A 16762-nucleotide genomic window follows, 5' to 3' on the forward strand; every position below is an offset into this window, starting at 1 on the left:
CAACGTCGATCAGTTCTCGGCGCCCGCGGCGGCCTGCGCTTCCTCGTCGCCGGGCTGATGCGCGACGGTGCTCGCGCCGACCGTCATGTACTGCGCCACGAGCGGATCCAGCTTCCGCTTCATGCGCAGCATCGCGATGTTCCCCATCGAGATATCCGCGTACTTCAGCATCGGGTCTTCGATGGCCGGCTGCTCGCCCAGGGAGTTGGTCAGCGTGGCCAGCCGGGGCGCCATCACCTGCGTCAGGGCGAAATAGGCGTCGTCGTGCACGCCGGCCTGCTCGAGCAGTCGGCCCGGCAGCATCCACGAGGCGAGATCGCCGTGCGTCGGCGCCGGACCGTCGGCATGCGCATCGATCAGGAGGTAGGGCACCGTCTGGGTCAGCATGTCGCCGCCGTCGACGAAGCCCAGCGTATCGAACGCCTCGGTGAGCGCGGGAAGGTGATCGCCGTAGAACAGCAGCAGCGTCGGCCGCTCACGTTGCTTCAGCAGCTCCGCGAGACGGCCCAGTTCCGCGTCGGCATGGCGCATGTGGTAGATGTAATTGCGGACCTGGAGCTTCGCGCTGGCGCTGAGCCTGTCGGGTACGTCGATCGCGTCGCGCTCCTTTTCGTCGATGTTGATCGATTTGTCGTAAGGGCCATGCGCTTCCATGCTGATCGCGAACACGAGCCGCGGCGGGCCCGAATCCTTCAGCTGCGCCATGATCTCGTCGGTCATCGCGCTGTCCGCCATGTATTCGCCGTCCCGGCGGAAGCCCTTCGGGAAGTCGGGCTGGGAAACGAAGCGGTCGAAGCCCAGCGTCCGGAAGGCGGTCGTGCGGTTCCAGAACGCGGCGTCGTTGCCGTGCACGGCGATCGTTTCGTAACCGTGCGAGCGCAGCGTGCGAACCATGCCCGGCACGACGCCCGCGTGCATCTGCAGATACGGGAACTGCATCGTCGGGAAGTAACGGAGCGAGAGTCCGGTGAGCACCTCGAACTCGGTGCGGATGGTGCCGCCGCCATATGTCGGAACGTGCAGCCTGCCGGCACTGCCCTGCGCGGCGAGACGATGCAGATTCGGAGCGAACACCTGGTCGTCGAGACCCTTGACGATCGCCGGATCGAAGAACGATTCGCTCTGCACCACGACGATGTCGGGAGTCTGTCGCGCGTTCGTGGCGGCGGACGCCATGTGCGCGCGCAGGTCGCCGTCGGCGTCGGCGATGAACCGCGTCGCTTCGGCGGCGTCGGGTTTGCGGGCCTTGCCGGCGCCCATGAGCCGGAACTGCATGATGTTGGTGACGACGCCATTGAGGTCGGCGTTGCTCGCCGCGGACCAGGGCTGCATGCCCAGGCGGTCCTTTCCGTACATCGCCGTCCACGCCGGCACGCCCGCGAGCAGGGTGCCGAAGAGGCCCGCGACGGCGAGGCCCGTCACGAGGCGGCGGCCGTGCGTGCGGCGGGCGAACAGGGGCGGCTCGTAGCGCGCGAGCGCGACGATCAGCGCGATGGTGGCGAGGATCGCGAGGTAGGGCAGGGGATCGGATGGGAGGTAGCCACCGAGGAGGTGCAGCCCGCCGTTCTTCAGCTGCTCGATCATCCGGAAATCGGCAGGCAACAGCGGCGAACCGAGATTCTTCATCTTGATCGCGCTCACCGCGAGCACCGCGCCCTGCAGCATGAACGCCACGCCGAAGGACAGCCATGCGCGGCGTGTCAGCACGAGGAGCAGCGAGGCGAGAAGAAGTCCCGGGAGCGCGTTGGCGAACAGGTGCCACGGGCGTTCCGCCCACGCCATGCTGGAAACGCCAGGGTTACCGTCGAGGAAGCCGGTGTAGAGGACGAACGCCACGGCAAGGCAGGCGATCAGCGCCGCCCGGGTCGTCACGTCGCGCCAACGCGATGAATCGAAAGTCATAACGTCCTCTGCTCGGCCCCTGTCGCAAGGGACGTGGACTGTAACGCAGCGGACATGAATCGGTTGTCAGACTGTCATATGACTAAGCGGCGAAGAATCGCGCCCCCACGCGTCGGAAAGCTCGCGCAAGGCGTCGCAGCGCCGTCCGTCGCGGGTAGTGCACAATGACCGCCTGATGAATGCCACGACGCCTGCTCAGCGCGAGAGCACAGAACTACGCGCACTGATCGACACCCGTTACGCGGATGTGATGGCCGCGTGCCGCGCCGCGCGTATCCCATTGCACGACGATGCCGGCGTCGCCGAGCGGGTGCGACGCACCTTGCTCGCCTCCGACTTCGCGTTCGACGTGCTGCGTCGACAACCGGAACTTCTGGGTCCCGCCGGGCTCGAGCGGCTGCGGGCGAGCGCGGATGCGGGCACGCGCGGCGCCACGCTCGACCTGTCGGCGGATGAAGACCTCTGCATGGCGACGCTGCGCCGGTTCCGGCACGCCGAGGCCCTGCGCATCGTGTTCCGCGACGTCAACGGGCTGGACGACATCGACGAAACCCTGTCGTCGACCAGCGTGCTCTACGAGACGCTCCTCGAGGCGGCGCTGCGCTGGTCGGAGAGCGCGCTGCACGCACGTTACGGACAGCCGCGCGACGGCGCGGGCGTGGCGCAGCGGATGGTCGTGCTGGGTTTCGGCAAGCTCGGCGGCAACGAGCTGAATTTCTCGTCCGACATCGATCTCGTCCTCGCCTATGCGCACGGCGGCGAGACGGACGGCGCGCGGCCGCTCGACAACGCGGAGTACTTCGTCCGCGAAGCGCGACAGCTGGTGCGCCTGCTCGCGGAGCCCACCGTGGACGGCATCTGCGCGCGGGTCGATCTGCGGCTGCGCCCGTTCGGTCAGGCGGGGCGCCTCGCGCTGCCGTTCAGCGCGATGGAGCAGTACTACCAGCGCGAGGGTCGCGACTGGGAACGCTACGCGTGGATCAAGGCGCGTCCCGTCGCGGGCGATCGGCTGACGGGGCGCGAGCTGCAGGACATGCTGCGGCCGTTCGTCTACCGGCGCTACCTCGATTACACCGCGTTCGCGGGACTGCGCGAGATGAAGGCGTTGATCGACGCCGAAGTCGCACGCAAGGACCTTGCGGGAAATCTCAAACTCGGCCCGGGCGGCATCCGCGAGATCGAATTCGTGGTGCAGCTCATACAGATGATCCGCGGCGGGCGCGATCCGTCGCTCCGCGTGCGCGGCCTGCTCCCGGCCCTCAAGGCCTGCGAGGCACGCGGCTACATTCCCGCCGCCCGAGCGAAGCTGCTGCGCGCGGCCTATGTCTTCCTCCGGCGCCTCGAGAACCGCGTGCAGATGCTGCGCGACGCGCAGACGCACGACATCCCCGACGACGCGCTGTCGCGCGAGCGGCTGGCGCTTGGACTCGGTTACGCGAGCTGGGACGAGCTGGCGGTGGAACTGGCGCGCCATCGCAGCGCGGTGTCCGCGGAATTCGCCGCGGTCCTCGTGCCGGAGGCCGGCGGCACCGCCACGGCGCCGGTCGCCGACATCGCCTTGTGGGCGGCCGCGCGCGACGAATCCCTGACCGCCGCCGCGATGGAGGCGTCGGGCTTCGTGCCGGGTGCCGACGTCGCCGCCGAGATGGTCAGGCTGCCGCAGGCCGCCGCCGTGCGGTCGATGTCGGCGCGCTCGGCCGAACGCCTCGAACGTCTGATGCCGCAGCTGATCGACGCCGCGCGCGGCAGCGTGTCGCCCACGGCGAGCCTGCTGCGCATGCTGCGCCTCGTGCAGGCGGTGGCGCGCCGCTCGTCGTACCTGGCGCTGCTCGACGAACAGCCCAACGCGCGGCGCCGCGTGGCGAGCGTGTTCGCGGACAGCGCGTTCCTCGCGGAACGCGTCATCGCGCAGCCCCTGCTGCTCGACGACGTGCTCGACCCGCGCATCGACAAGCTGCCGCTGAAGCGCGCGGACATCGCCGCGGAGATCGCCCGCACGCTCGGCGCTCTGGACGAGCGCGACGCCGAGCGCGAGCTCGAGCGCATCAACGAATTCCGCTCGAGCATCGCGTTCCGGCTCGGCCTCGCGTTCAACGACGGCCGGGCCGACGCGACGGCCACCGCGCGGCGCCTGGGCGGCCTCGCGGAAGCCGTGGTCGCGGCGATCCTGGCGCTCGCCACGCGCGAGCTCACCGCCCAGCACGGACGCCTGCCGGGCGAGGGCAGCGGCTTCGCGGTGCTCGGCTACGGCAGTCTGGGTGGCGAGGAGCTGGGCTTCGCCTCGGACCTCGATCTCGTGTTCGTCTACGACGGTCGGCGCGCCAACGCGATGAGCGATGGCCCGCGGTCGGTCGACGGCACGCGCTGGTACCAGCGGCTGGCCCAGCGCGTCATGCACTGGCTCAGCGTGCAGACGCATGCCGGCAAGCTCTACGACGTCGACACGCGGCTGCGGCCCGACGGATCCAAAGGCCTGCTGGTCGCGAGCGTCGACGCGTTCGAGGCCTATCAGCGCGACCGCGCCTGGACGTGGGAGCACCAGGCGTTGCTGCGCGCGCGCCCCGTGGCCGGCGACCCGAAGCTGGGCGACACGCTCATGGCCATCCGGCGCGACATCCTGGGGGCGCCGCGCGACGCCGCGCGGGTGTACGACGAGGTGGGCACCATGCGTGCCCGCTGGCGCGCGGAGCGCGATCGATCGGACGCGGCGCGCATCGACCTCAAGCAGGGGCCCGGGGCGCTGATCGACATCGAGTTCGTGCTGCAGGGCATGGTGCTCGCGCACGCGGCCACGCATCCGTCGATCCTCGACACGCCCGCGAGCAGCGCCCTGATCGACGTGCTGCGCGACGTGGGACTTCTGACGGAGGCGCAGGCCGATACGTTGCACGTGGCCCACGCCGATCTGTTGCAGATGGGGCTGACCTGCACGCTCGACCTGCGCTCGCGCATCGCGGCGCGCACGCCGGAACTGGAAGCGCTGTGCGCGTCGGTGCGCCAGGTGACGGCCGCGCTGGGCTTCGATTTCGACCGACGCGACGAGACCGCGGCGCAAGGTGCCTGAGCGTCCGCGCAGCGCTATGCTGTGCGGCCGCTCATGGATGCGATACCGATGACCCGTACCCCGTTGCTGATCGACACCGACCCCGGCGTGGACGACGCCCTCGCCATCCTCATGGCGCACGAGCATGCGGACGTGTCCGCCCTGACCGTCGCCGCCGGCAACGTGGGTCTCGGGCATACGGTGCGCAACGCGCGGACGCTGGTGGAGCTCATCGGCGCCACCACCCCGGTGTTCCCGGGCTGCCCGTCGCCGCTGGTGCGCGATCCGGACGAGGATGCCGCCTTCGTCCACGGTGCCGACGGGTTCGGCGATGTCGGCTTCGACGAGCCGGCCCATCCGGCGCAGGCCGAACACGCCGCGCTGGCGCTCCTGCGGCTGACCCGCGAGCGTCCGGGCGAGCTCACGCTCGTGGCGCTCGGCCCGCTGACGAACCTCGCGCTGGCCGTGCGCCTCGACCCGTCGCTGCCGGAGCGCGTCAAGCGCCTCGTCATCATGGGTGGCGCGGTCACGGGCCACGGCAACACCGGCAAGATCCCCGCCGAGTTCAACATCGGCTTCGACCCCGAGGCCGCGCACGTCGTCTTCGAGGCGTTCCCGATGTTCGACCTCGTGGACTGGGAGGCGACGGTGCGCCATGCGTTCCCGGACGACGTCTACGAAGGCTGGGTGGCCTCGGGCGACGCCAGGGCGACGTTCTTCGAGAAGATCTTCGGCACCGCCCGCCGCTTCAACGCCGAGCACGAGCGCACCGGTTTCATCGCCGCCGACGCCCTGGCCATGGCCGTGGCGATCGACCCCGGGATGATCCTGCGCGCCGAGACCCGCCACGTGGCGATCGAACTGGACGGCCGCCTGACCCGCGGCGCGACGGTCGTCGACTGGCAGCGGCGCCTGGGCGGCCGGCCGAACGCCCGCGTCGTGCTCGAGGTCGACCAGGCCCGCTTCGGCGAGCTGATCGCGGGCGCCCTGGGGGCCTGAGTACGCCTCGGGGCAGGTTGCGCCCCGGCCGGGCGCTGGTTACAATGCCGCTCTTTTCACCCCGCTATTTCTCAGGTTCAAGCCATGAAAGAGAACATCCACCCGAATTACCAGCCGGTCGTCTTCCAGGACCTGTCGTCGGATTTCGCGTTCCTGACGCGCTCGACGATGTCCAGCAAGGAGACCGTCAAGTGGGAAGACGGCAACGAGTACCCGGTGATCAAGCTCGATATCACCAGCCACTCGCACCCGTTCTACACCGGCAAGCAGAAGACGCTGGACGTCGGCGGCCGCGTCGACAAGTTCCGTCAGCGCTACGGCAAGAAGTAATACCGCGAATTCCGCGCGCCGCTCGCGGGGTGGCGTTTCGCGAGGATCGAAGACACGGGGCAGGCCCACGGCTTGCCCCGTGTCTTTTTGCGTCCGCGATCTGCACGTTTGTCTAACGGACGTTTGAATGGGCTGTGTGCGATAATGGGGAACTTCGGTCGCACGTCGTGACCGGTACGGCGCCTCCCCCACGGTGTCGTTTTCCACCATCGGTACGCCGATCCCGCCCGCGGGCGGCGGCAACAGAACAAGAGGAGCTCGCCGTGTCCGACGCCAAAACCGTCAAATTGGTCGATGAATCCAACAAGCCCGTGAGCGAACTGCCGGTCATCGGCGGCACGCTCGGCGCCGAGTGCGTCGACATCGGCACGCTGTACAAGGACACCGGTTACTTCACCTACGATCCGGGCTACGGCAGCACCGCCAGCACCAAGAGCGCGATCACGTACATCGACGGCGACAAGGGCGTCCTCCTGTACCGCGGCTACCCGATCGAGCAGCTGGCCGAGAAGTCCACCTTCCTCGAAACCTCCTACCTGCTCCTCAACGGCGAACTGCCGTCGAAGGCCGAGTTCGCGAAGTTCGAGAGCGAGATCACGCATCACTCGATGATGCACGAGAACCTCAAGGACTTCCTCAAGGGCTTCCACCACAACGCGCATCCGATGGCCATGCTGGCCGCGTCGATCGCGTCGCTGTCGGCCTTCTACCATGACGACCTCGACGTCGATAACGCGGAAGACCGCAAGCTCGCCGCCATTCGCCTGATCGCGAAGATGCCGACGATCTCCGCGGCCATCTACCGCCATTCGATCGGCTGGCCGACCCGCTATCCGCGCAACAACCTCGAGTACGTCACGCGCTTCCTGCACACGATGTTCGAAGTGCCGAGCGAGCCGCTCGAGCTGAACCCGGTGGTCGCCAAGGCGCTCGACCTGCTGTTCATCCTGCACGCCGACCACGAGCAGAACGCGTCGACCTCCACGGTCCGCCTCGTCGGCTCGACGGGCGCCAACCCGTACGCCTCGGTCGCCGCCGGCATCACCGCGCTCTGGGGTCCGGCCCACGGCGGCGCGAACGAAGCCGTGCTGCTCCAGCTCGAGGAAATCGGCACGGCCGACAAGGTCGAGACGGCGGTCAAGCGCGCCAAGGACAAGAACGATCCGTTCCGCCTGATGGGCTTCGGCCATCGCGTGTACAAGAACTTCGATCCGCGCGCCAAGATCATCCGCGAGATGTGCCACAAGGTGCTCAACGAGCTCGGCGTCAACGATCCGCTGCTCGACGTCGCGATGAAGCTGGAAGAGGCCGCGCTGAAGGACGACTACTTCGTGGAGCGCAAGCTCTACCCGAACGTCGACTTCTACTCGGGCATCATCTACAAGGCCCTGGGCATCCCGACCGAGATGTTCACCGTCATGTTCGCCATCGCGCGCACGTCGGGCTGGATCTCGCACTGGATCGAGCAGCATGAAACCCCGGGATCGCGCATCGGCCGTCCGCGCCAGATCTACACCGGCGCCGACGTTCGCGACTACGTCCCGAACGACAAGCGCTAAGAAAGAAAAACCCCGCGAAAGCGGGGTTTTTTTTGGATAACGGCCGCCGACACGCTCTTGTGGGAGCGGCCCTGGCCGCGACGCCGTTGAAGCCAGGAGCCACAGGACGGCAGGGCGCCTTCAACTCGACGCGTCGAACGCCGCGATGTCCTCTTCCGCCAGCAGCTGCTGGACCATCGAAGCCGTCGCCCGTCGCATGGGCCTTTCGTCGACGCGATCGAGCGGAGCCTGGCGCAGCGCGTCGACGGGCAGCACCGTGATGTCGAAGGGAATGCCGTCCGCGCCGAACAGCAGCACCGGGTAATCGACCTGATCCGCGCCCGGGTTCGACCAGCGCAGCCGTCGGCTCTGGGTCTCGAGCGGAATCCCCTGCTCGCGCAGGAACAGCCCGGGGGCTTCCGGATCGTCGCTGAAAACGTGCAGGCAGACCGCCGAATGTTCGTCCGCCGTGCCTTCGAGCACGGCGCCGACCAGGCGCGCATCGAACGCGCGCATGAAGCGCATGGCTTCGACGGCGGCCTCGCGGCGAGCGCGCAATGCCTGCGGCTGCGTGTCGGCGTGGAAGATGCGCTGGTGCTCGCGCAACGCATCCTCGATCTCGTTGTTCCGGGGCAGCGCCTGGGTGTCGACGATGCCGAGCCGCTCGGCGGCCTTGAGTTTCGCGTGGTGGAAGTCACGGATGCCATGCTCGCTCATCAGGCGCGCCGCCTCCTGGGCGACGAGGACGCGGTTGCGCTGCGTCCGGTCCTGGGCATGGATCCTGTGGTGTTCGCCTCGTGCCATGACTCACCCCCGTTGAAGTGTTCGTGTACCAGGCGCGCGCACGCTCGCGCGGCGCGCGTCAGAAGATGTCGTAGGCGTGTTCCTGCTGTTCCTCCTGCTGCTTCTGCGTCGCCTGTTCGCGAAGACGATCGACGTCCTCGACCTTCATGATTTCGTTCATGCCGCCGTTCGACGGCAGGCCCGAACCCGGATCGACCTGCACCGTCGCGATGCCGGGCGGCATGGCGAGCGTGTGCGAGGGCTTGTCCTTGAGGACGGCGCCCATGTAGTCCATCCAGATCGGCAACGCCGCCTTGGCGCCGAATTCGCCGCGGCCCAGCGAGCTGAAGTCGTCGAAGCCGACCCACACCGCCGACGAGATGTCGCCGTTGAACCCGACGAACCACGCGTCGCGGTGATCGTTCGTGGAGCCGGTCTTGCCGGCCAGGTCGTCGCGCCCCAGCGCCTTCGCGGCGGAACCGGTGCCGCGCTTGATCACGTCCTGCATAAGCGAGGTGACGAGGTAATCGTTGCGCACGTCGATCACGTGGGGCGCGAGCTTCGGCGCCTCCGAGGCGTTGGCGTGCGCGTCCGCCGGCAGCACCGCGTCGCCGGTGCCGCCGCCCGCGGTGCCGGCCGTCGCCGGGCGGGCCGGGATCAGCGCCGTGGAGGCCTGCGTGGGCGGGCCCGGCGGCGTGGGATTGAGCAGGCGCTCCTGGCATTCGGCGCACGCGCGTTCGGGGTTCGCGACGTAGACCGGGTTGCCGTCGCGATCGTCGATGCGCGAGATGAAGTACGGCGTGACCAGGTAGCCGCCGTTGGCGAACACCGCGTAGCCCCGCGCCATGCTCATCGGCGAGACCGATGCCGTGCCCAGCGCCAGCGACAGGTTCTGCGGCAGCGCGTCCGGCGTGAAGCCGAAGCGCGTCATGTATTCGCGGGCGAAGCGCAGGCCCATGGCGTCGAGCAGGCGGACGGAGACCAGGTTCTTCGACTGCACCAGCGCTTCGCGCAGGCGCATCGGGCCGCTGAACTTGTTGTCGTCGTTGGCCGGCGTCCACATGCCGTCCGGGCGCGACGGGTCGGGGAAGGCGACGGGGGCGTCATTGACGATCGAGGCCGGCGTGAAGCCGCGCTCGAAGGCGGCGGAATACAAGTAGGGCTTGAAGCTCGAGCCGGGCTGGCGCGCAGCCATCACGGCGCGGTTGAACTTCGAACGCGTGAAGCTGAAACCGCCGACGAGCGCGCGCACGGCGCCGTCCTCGGGATCGAGCGACACCAACGCGGCCTGCACCGCCGGAATCTGCGTCAGGCGCCATTCCAGCTGGGCCGGCTCGGACGCGGCCGGCTTGCCTTCCTCGGTGGCGGCATCCTCGTTGACGTCGTCCTTCACGGCGTGGAACAGGCGAACCACGTCGCCGCGCTTGAGCACGGCGTCGGCGCGCGTCGGGGCGGCGCCCGCCCGGCCTTCGTTGACGTAGGGACGTGCCCAGGCCATCGATGCCAGGCTCAGCGTGACCGTCTCCTTGGGCGAGAGGTACACCTTGGCCTCCTTCGCGCCGGTTTCCGTGACGATGCCGGGGATCATGCCCGCGACGCTCGTGTAGCCCGCGAGAACGCGGTCGTAGTCTTCGGGTCCGGCCTGGGCCGAAAGTTCCTCGTGACCTTCGGGTCCGCGGTAGCCGTGCCGGCGGTCGTAGGCCGACAGCCGGTTGCGCAGCGCCTCGTTCGCGGCGGCCTGGCCGTCGCTGGGCACCGTGGTGTGGACGATGTAGCCCTCGGTCAGCGCGTCGTTGCCGAGCTTCTCCAGGACCTGCTGGCGGACCATTTCCGCGAGGTAGGGGGCGTCGACCTCGATCTGCTGTTCGTGCGGGAAGGCGTCGTTCGGCTCGTCGATCGCCTCGTCGTATTCGGCCTTGGTGATGAACCGGTTGGCCAGCATCTGGCCAAGCACCCAGTTGCGGCGCGCGATGAGGCGCTTGCCGTTGTTCAGTGGGTTGACCACCGAGGGGAGCTGGAAGGTGGAAGCCAGCGCGGCGCTCTCGGCCACCGTGAGCTGGTCGAGGTTCTTGCCGTAGTAGTAGGCCGCGGCGGCCGCGAGGCCGTACGAGCGGTGGCCGAGGAACATCTTGTTGATGTAGAGCTCGAGGATCTGGTCCTTCGTCAGCTCGTTTTCCATGCGCAGGGCGATGAACATCTCCGTCAGCTTGCGGGAGTAGAGCTTCTCCGGGCTGAGGAAGAAGTTGCGGGCCACCTGCTGGGTGATCGTCGAGCCGCCGGGGCCCTTGTCGCCGCCCGAGAGGACGACGTGGATGCCGGCGCGCGCGATGCCATGCCAGTCGACGCCGGGGTGGCTGTAGAAATCCGCGTCTTCGGCGGAAAGCACGGCGTTCTTCAGTCGCGCGGGCACGTCGGCGATCCGGACCGGGATGCGGCGGGTCTCGCCGAAAGAGGCGATCAGGCGGCCGTCCGAGCTGAGGACGCGTAGGGGAACCTGCATGTGGTAGTCGCGGAGCACCGCCACCGAGGGCAGGCGCGGGGCCAGGAGCCAGTAGGCCACGCCGATGGCGCCCGCCACGAACAGGATGCCGGCCAGTGCCAGGTACAGCGCATAGCGCAGCAGACGCTTGAGGATTCGCATGGAAAAGTGGGGCTCACCGCCGTGTGGTCGAGCGCGAGTATAGAGCCTGACCGGGTCGGGGGCGGCCCGCGCGATCTTTCGACCCGGTGTGAAGGGGGTTCGCTAACCCGGTGACTCGATTTGTGAATTAGTGCCGGTAAGCGGCTCCGAGGCCCGTTGCTAATCCGTTAAGTTTTAGATTTAATGCCCTCGCGCCGAAGACCAAATTCCGACAAGGCGCGGGGAAGGGGGACAACGTGGGGCTCTTTACACCCAAAGCGGCACCGTTGATCGGTGTCGACATAAGCTCGACCGCGGTAAAGCTGCTTCAACTCAGCCAAGCCGGCGGACGCTATCGCGTCGAACATTACGCTGTCGAACCCTTGCCGCCCAACGCGGTGGTGGAAAAGAACATCGTCGAGGTCGAGGCCGTGGGCGAGGCCATCCGGCGCGCCCTGGCCCGGTCGGGGGCCAAGGTGCGGCACGCCGCCGCCGCCGTGGCCGGTTCGGCCGTGATCACCCGCATCATCCCCATGTCGGCCGACCTCTCGGAAGATGACCTCGAAGGTCAGATCCAGGTCGAGGCCAACCAGTACATTCCGTACCCGATCGAGGAAGTGAGCCTCGATTTCGAGGTGCTGGGCCCCGTTCGCGACAATCCCGAGATGAACAACGTCCTCCTCGCCGCCTCGCGGACGGAGAACGTGGACATGCGCATCGCCGCGCTCGACCTGGGCGGTCTCACCGCCCGGGTCGTCGACGTCGAGGCCTTCGCCATGGAGAACGCCTTCGGCATGGTGGCCGACCAGCTCGCGGTCTCCCGCGACGCACTGGTCGCCGTCGTGGACATCGGCGCGACCATGACGACGCTGGCCGTCCTGAAGAACCAGCGCACCATCTACTCCCGCGAGCAGGTCTTCGGCGGCAAGCAGCTGACCGACGAGATCATGCGCCGCTACGGTCTCTCCTACGAGGAAGCCGGCCGCGCCAAGCGCAAGGGCGGCCTGCCCGAGTCGTACGAGTCCGAGGCCCTCGAGCCGTTCAAGGAATCGCTCGTCCAGCAGGTCAGCCGCCTGCTCCAGTTCTTCTTCGCGGGCAGCGAATACAGCCGCGTCGACCAGGTCGTGCTCGCCGGCGGCTGCGCCGCCATCGAAGGCATCACCGAACTGCTCGAGCAGCAGCTGGGCGTGCCTTGCGTCGTCGCCAACCCGCTGGCGCGCATGGCGCTTTCCAGCCGCGTGCAGGCGCAGACCCTGGCCCAGGACGCCCCCGCGTTGATGATCGCCGTCGGCCTGGCCATGAGGAGCTTCGACTGATGGCACGCATAAACCTGCTCCCCTGGCGCGCGGAGCGCCGCAAGCAAAGGGAAAGGGAGTTCTACATCCAGCTGGGCGTCGCGTTCGCCGCGGCGCTCGTCGCGTTGATTGCGTGGTCGTTCTGGATGGACGCGCGCATCGAGAACCAGGGGGAGCGCAACGCGTACCTCCAGGCCGAGATCAAGCAGCTGGACGACCGCATCACGAAGATCAAGGACCTCGAGAAGGTCCGCTCCGACCTGCTCCAGCGCAAGCAGATCATCGAGCAGCTCCAGGCGAATCGCTCCCAGATGGTCCACCTGTTCGACGAAATGGTGAAGACGATTCCCGCCAGCGCGCGGCTCTCCGGCATGAAGCAGTCGGGCGACTCGATGTCGCTGGACGGAGTCTCCCAGTCGAACTCCAGCGTCGCCGAGTACATGCGCAACATCGAGGCGTCCCCGTGGATGGGGCATGCCGACCTGCGCAAGACGGAAAACACGCACGATGCCTCGCGCATGCCGTATAGCTTCGGGCTCGACGTTCGCCTGAACAAGCCGGGCGAGGCCGATGGCGCCGCGCCCGCGGGCTCGTCGACCAGCGCGGCTCCGGCGGCGCCCGCCGCCGTTCCGGCCCCGCTGGCGCAGGCCGCTCAGGCGGCGACCGGTCAGCCCGCGTCCCCGGCTCCCGTGGCCGCGGGGCCTGCCGCCCAGCCAGCCGGGGTGACGACGCCAGCGCCCGCGGCGGCTCCGACGGGAGCCAAGCCATGAAGTTCCTCGACGATCTGCGCAATCTCGACCGCCACAACGTTGGCGGCTGGCCGAAGTCGGTCAAGATGTTCTTCACGGGCCTCGTGTTCGTCGTCGTGCTGCTCGGAGGCTGGTATTTCCAGATCAGCACGCAGCAGGACGACCTCGAACAGGCGGAAGCCCAGGAAGAGTCGCTCAAGGCGGAATTCTCGAAGAAGCAGGCCAAGGCCGCGAACCTCGAGGCCCTGGAACAGCAACTCGCCGACATGCAGGACATGCTGCGCACGCTGCTTCGCCAGCTGCCGAGCCGTACCGAGATGCCCGAGCTGCTCATCGACATCTCGCAGACGGCGCTCGCCTCGGGCATCGAGACCGAGCTGTTCCAGCCCGGCCCCGAGACGCCGAAGGATTTCTACGCCGAAAAGCCGATCACGCTGCGCATGGTTGGCACGTATCACCAGTTCGGCACGTTCATCAGTGGCGTGGCCTCGTTGCCACGCGTCGTGATTCTGACGCTGCACGACGTCTCCCTGAGCCCTAAGGACAAGGACAGCAAGAGCGGCGGCGCCGGCCAGCTGGTCCTCCAGGGCACCGTGAAGACGTACCGCTACCTCGAGGACGACGAAACAGCCAAACCGGCGACGCCGGGCCAGGGGGCGAAGTGATGACGCGCATGCATGCCATCGTCCGCCCTCTCGCCGTCGCGCTGTTCGGCGCGCTCGCGCTCGCGGGGTGCACCCGCGGCACGTCGGACCTGCGCGAGTGGGTCGATGCCGAGAAGCACAAGAAGGGCGAGCCGATTCCGCCTCTCCCCGTGATCCGCACGTTCGAAACGTTCGCTTACCAGGACCAGGGTGCGCGCGATCCTTTCAGCCCCAGCACGGCTGAAATGGACACGAGCGCATCGACGGGTCCGCGCCCCGACGAGAACCGCCCCAAGGAGCCGCTCGAGATGTTCACGCTCGACAGCCTGAAGATGGTTGGCACGGTTGGTGCTGGGTCCAGCCTGGAGGCGCTCGTGAAGGATCCCGGTGGGGTGATCCATCGCGTCCACCGTAATGAGTACATGGGGCAGGCCTACGGCCGTATCACCGCCGTCGGGGAGGATCGCATCGATCTGGTCGAGCTGGTGCCGAACGGCAGCGGCGGCTGGATGGAGCGTCCGGCAAGCATCGCGGTCGGTGAAAAATAAGAACTCGGGGATGACGCACATGACGACCAAATCCAATCATCTGCCGGGTAGCGCGCGCCATCGGTCGCGCCGCTGGATCCTCGGCGCCGCGCTGGCCGTGACCGGTGCCTTCGCCGGCACCGCATCGGCCGCCAACGCGCTGCAAAACGTGACCTACGACGCGCAGCCGGGCGGCCGCGTGCAGCTCACGCTCGCGTTCTCCGAGCGGGCTCCTGATCCGAAGGTCTTCACGACCAGCAACCCGCCACGCATCGCGATCGACCTCGCCGATACGACCAACGCGTACAGCACGCGCCACATCGACATCAACAAGGGTGCCACGTCCGGGGTTTCCGTCGTTTCCGCCGGCGGCCGCACGCGCGTCACGGTGGAGCTGTTCCGTGACTCCGCGTACAAGACCAGCGTCAGCGGCAAGAACCTGGTCGTCACCGTCAACAACGGGCCCTCGGCCGCCACGACGACGACGGCCATCGTCTCCGACCCGACGAAGGCCCTGCCGTCCAGCGCGGGCACGCCGCTGTCGAACATCGACTTCCGCCGCGGCCAGAACGGCGAGGGCCGTGTCCTGGTGACGCTCGGCAACGCCGCGTCGACCCCGGAGATGCATCGCGAAGGCGATCGCGTCGTGGTCAGCCTGCCGGGCGCCACGCTGCCGCCGAACCTTTCCAAGCGCCTCGACGTGCTGGATTTCGCGACGCCGGTCCAGGCGATCGAGCCGAGCTCCCGTCCCGGCGGTGCGCGTCTCGACATCCGCACGCGCGGTGACGTCGAGGTGTCCGCCTACCAGAACGGCACGGAGTACGCGATCGAAGTCGCGCCGAAGAAGGTGGCGACGCCGGTCGGCAAGGCCGCCAAGGGTCAGGAACCGACCTATTCCGGTTCGCGACTGACGTTCAATTTCCAGGACATTCCGGTCCGGTCCGCCCTGCAGCTCATCGCCGACGAGGCCAAGCTGAACCTGGTCGCTTCCGACAGCGTCGGTGGCAGCGTGACCCTGCGCCTCGTGAATACGCCGTGGGACCAGGCGCTGGACGTGATCCTGCGCGCCAAGGGCCTCGACAAGCGCCGCAGCGGCAACGTTGTCTGGATCGCGCCGCAGAACGAGCTGGCTGCCTACGAGCAGAGCCTCGCCGACGCGCGCCAGAAGGCGGAGGACTCGGCCGAGCTCATCTCCGATTACATCCCGATCAGCTACGGCAAGGCGGAAGACATCGCCAAGCTGCTGACCTCGGGCAGCATGCAGGGCGGCGGTGGCAGCAGCGGCGGCAACGTCGCTCGTGGATTCCTGTCGGCGCGTGGCAGCGTCTCCTTCGACGATCGCACGAACACGCTCCTGATCAACGACACGCCCGACAAGATCCGCGACCTGCGCGAGCTGATCGGCACGCTCGATCGCCCGGTACAGCAGGTGTTGATCGAGTCCCGCATCGTGGTGGCGACCGACCAGTTCACCCGTCAGCTGGGTGTGCGCTGGGGCGCGCAGGGCTTCTATCACAACAATGCGAACCAGATCGTCGGTACGTCGCCCGATCTTTCCAGCGGCGGTACGGGTACGGAGGCCGGCGGTACGGGTGGGCTGGTCACCAGCGTCCACAACAGCGACGTCAACTACGCCAACTCGGTCAACCAGTACCTCGCCAACGGTGCCACGGGCAACCTGCCGACCCGCGATCCCTACACGCTGCCGGGCGGGTACAACGTCAACCTGCCGGTCTCCAACCCCGCGGGTAGCATCGGCCTCGCGATCCTCGGCGCGAACTACCTCGTCGACCTCGAACTGTCGGCGGCGCAGACCGAGGGCCGCAGCGAAGTGATCTCCAGCCCGCGCGTGATCACGGCGAACCAGCAGGAAGCCGTGATCAAGCAGGGTACGCAGATCGGCTACGTGACCTACCAGGCATCCAGCTCCGGCGGTGGTGCGCAGAACGCGACGGTCCAGTTCAAGGACGCCGTGCTCGAGCTGCGCGTGACCCCGACGATCACCGCCGACAGCCGCGTCTACCTGAAGATCAACGTGAAGAAGGACGCCCTCGCGGGCAACACGCCGTCGCCGGGCGGTGGCTTCGTCCCCTCGATCGACACCCGCGAGATCAACACGTCGGTGCTCGTCGACAACGGCCAGACGGTCGTCCTCGGCGGCATCTACGAGATCACCAAGACCAACACCACCGACAAGGTGCCCGGTCTGGGCGACATTCCGGGTATCGGCGTGCTGTTCCGCCGCACGAACCGCGGCAACAACAAGGCCGAGCTGCTGATCTTCGTCACCCCGCGCATCCTCAGCGACACGCTGCAGTAAGCGTGCTTTGGA

Annotated in this window: 12 protein-coding genes; 9 read left to right on the plus strand and 3 right to left on the minus strand. The window is 67.9% G+C overall.

Features of this window, described 5'->3' with window-relative positions; genetic code table 11:
• Window positions 1–9: 9 nt before the first annotated feature.
• The gene (locus BMW54_RS12185; protein WP_254779311.1) at window positions 10–1902 is read right to left on the minus strand and encodes an LTA synthase family protein; all 1893 of its coding nucleotides are present in this window, start codon (window positions 1900–1902) and stop codon (window positions 10–12) included.
• A gap of 175 nt (window positions 1903–2077) precedes the next feature.
• On the opposite strand from BMW54_RS12185, the gene glnE reads away from it, so the two are divergent.
• The 4 genes from glnE (at window position 2078) to BMW54_RS12205 (ending at window position 7833) form a co-directional block, all read left to right on the plus strand.
• Window positions 2078–4966 carry a bifunctional [glutamate--ammonia ligase]-adenylyl-L-tyrosine phosphorylase/[glutamate--ammonia-ligase] adenylyltransferase gene (gene glnE / locus BMW54_RS12190; RefSeq protein ID WP_090056302.1) on the plus strand — a complete coding sequence of 963 codons (2889 nt, stop codon included), beginning with the start codon at window positions 2078–2080 and terminating at the stop codon, window positions 4964–4966.
• A 48-nt stretch (window positions 4967–5014) separates the two neighbouring features.
• Window positions 5015–5944: a nucleoside hydrolase gene (locus tag BMW54_RS12195; protein ID WP_090056304.1), complete on the plus strand. Its 930-nt coding sequence runs from the start codon at window positions 5015–5017 to the stop codon at window positions 5942–5944.
• An 84-nt stretch (window positions 5945–6028) separates the two neighbouring features.
• Window positions 6029–6274 carry a type B 50S ribosomal protein L31 gene (locus tag BMW54_RS12200; protein WP_090056306.1) on the plus strand — a complete coding sequence of 82 codons (246 nt, stop codon included), beginning with the start codon at window positions 6029–6031 and terminating at the stop codon, window positions 6272–6274.
• A 263-nt stretch (window positions 6275–6537) separates the two neighbouring features.
• On the plus strand, window positions 6538–7833 hold the full coding sequence (locus BMW54_RS12205; RefSeq protein WP_090056309.1) for a citrate synthase: 1296 nt from the start codon (window positions 6538–6540) through the stop codon (window positions 7831–7833).
• 120 nt (window positions 7834–7953) lie between these two features.
• On the opposite strand, the gene BMW54_RS12210 is transcribed toward BMW54_RS12205, so the two are convergent.
• Entirely contained in the window at window positions 7954–8616 is a 663-nt protein-coding gene (locus BMW54_RS12210) for a hypothetical protein (RefSeq protein ID WP_090056311.1), read from the minus strand.
• Between the two features lie 58 nt (window positions 8617–8674).
• Window positions 8675–11236 (minus strand): penicillin-binding protein 1A, encoded by a 2562-nt coding sequence (locus BMW54_RS12215; protein WP_090056314.1) that lies wholly within the window; start codon window positions 11234–11236, stop codon window positions 8675–8677.
• Window positions 11237–11472: 236 nt separating this feature from the next.
• Between BMW54_RS12215 and BMW54_RS12220 the strand changes: the two genes are divergently transcribed.
• The 5 genes from BMW54_RS12220 to pilQ are packed head-to-tail and all read left to right on the plus strand — an operon-like array spanning window position 11473 to window position 16750.
• The gene (locus BMW54_RS12220; RefSeq protein ID WP_090056316.1) at window positions 11473–12531 is read left to right on the plus strand and encodes a pilus assembly protein PilM; all 1059 of its coding nucleotides are present in this window, start codon (window positions 11473–11475) and stop codon (window positions 12529–12531) included.
• Window positions 12531–13280 (plus strand): PilN domain-containing protein, encoded by a 750-nt coding sequence (locus tag BMW54_RS12225; RefSeq protein WP_090056319.1) that lies wholly within the window; start codon window positions 12531–12533, stop codon window positions 13278–13280. The genes BMW54_RS12220 and BMW54_RS12225 overlap by 1 nt, the downstream gene beginning before the upstream one ends.
• Window positions 13277–13924 carry a type IV pilus inner membrane component PilO gene (gene pilO, locus BMW54_RS12230; RefSeq protein WP_090056320.1) on the plus strand — a complete coding sequence of 216 codons (648 nt, stop codon included), beginning with the start codon at window positions 13277–13279 and terminating at the stop codon, window positions 13922–13924. The genes BMW54_RS12225 and pilO overlap by 4 nt, the downstream gene beginning before the upstream one ends.
• On the plus strand, window positions 13924–14451 hold the full coding sequence (locus tag BMW54_RS12235; RefSeq protein ID WP_090056323.1) for a pilus assembly protein PilP: 528 nt from the start codon (window positions 13924–13926) through the stop codon (window positions 14449–14451). The genes pilO and BMW54_RS12235 overlap by 1 nt, the downstream gene beginning before the upstream one ends.
• Window positions 14452–14470: 19 nt before the next feature.
• Window positions 14471–16750 (plus strand): type IV pilus secretin family protein, encoded by a 2280-nt coding sequence (pilQ, locus tag BMW54_RS12240; protein WP_090057076.1) that lies wholly within the window; start codon window positions 14471–14473, stop codon window positions 16748–16750.
• The last annotated feature ends 12 nt before the right edge of the window (window positions 16751–16762 follow it).

This window comes from Luteibacter sp. 329MFSha, assembly GCF_900111665.1.
Classification (GTDB): Bacteria; Pseudomonadota; Gammaproteobacteria; order Xanthomonadales; family Rhodanobacteraceae; genus Luteibacter.

Bases quoted from the DNA above. Each gene is read 5' to 3' on its own strand.
- pilQ (WP_090057076.1), top strand. From the start codon at position 14,471: ATGACGACCAAATCCAATCATCTGCCGGGTAGCGCGCGCCATCGGTCG.
- BMW54_RS12185 (WP_254779311.1), bottom strand. From the start codon at position 1,902: ATGACTTTCGATTCATCGCGTTGGCGCGACGTGACGACCCGGGCGGCG.
- BMW54_RS12210 (WP_090056311.1), bottom strand. From the start codon at position 8,616: ATGGCACGAGGCGAACACCACAGGATCCATGCCCAGGACCGGACGCAG.
- BMW54_RS12225 (WP_090056319.1), top strand. From the start codon at position 12,531: ATGGCACGCATAAACCTGCTCCCCTGGCGCGCGGAGCGCCGCAAGCAA.
- BMW54_RS12195 (WP_090056304.1), top strand. From the start codon at position 5,015: ATGACCCGTACCCCGTTGCTGATCGACACCGACCCCGGCGTGGACGAC.
- glnE (WP_090056302.1), top strand. From the start codon at position 2,078: ATGAATGCCACGACGCCTGCTCAGCGCGAGAGCACAGAACTACGCGCA.
- BMW54_RS12200 (WP_090056306.1), top strand. From the start codon at position 6,029: ATGAAAGAGAACATCCACCCGAATTACCAGCCGGTCGTCTTCCAGGAC.
- BMW54_RS12215 (WP_090056314.1), bottom strand. From the start codon at position 11,236: ATGCGAATCCTCAAGCGTCTGCTGCGCTATGCGCTGTACCTGGCACTG.
- BMW54_RS12235 (WP_090056323.1), top strand. From the start codon at position 13,924: ATGACGCGCATGCATGCCATCGTCCGCCCTCTCGCCGTCGCGCTGTTC.
- pilO (WP_090056320.1), top strand. From the start codon at position 13,277: ATGAAGTTCCTCGACGATCTGCGCAATCTCGACCGCCACAACGTTGGC.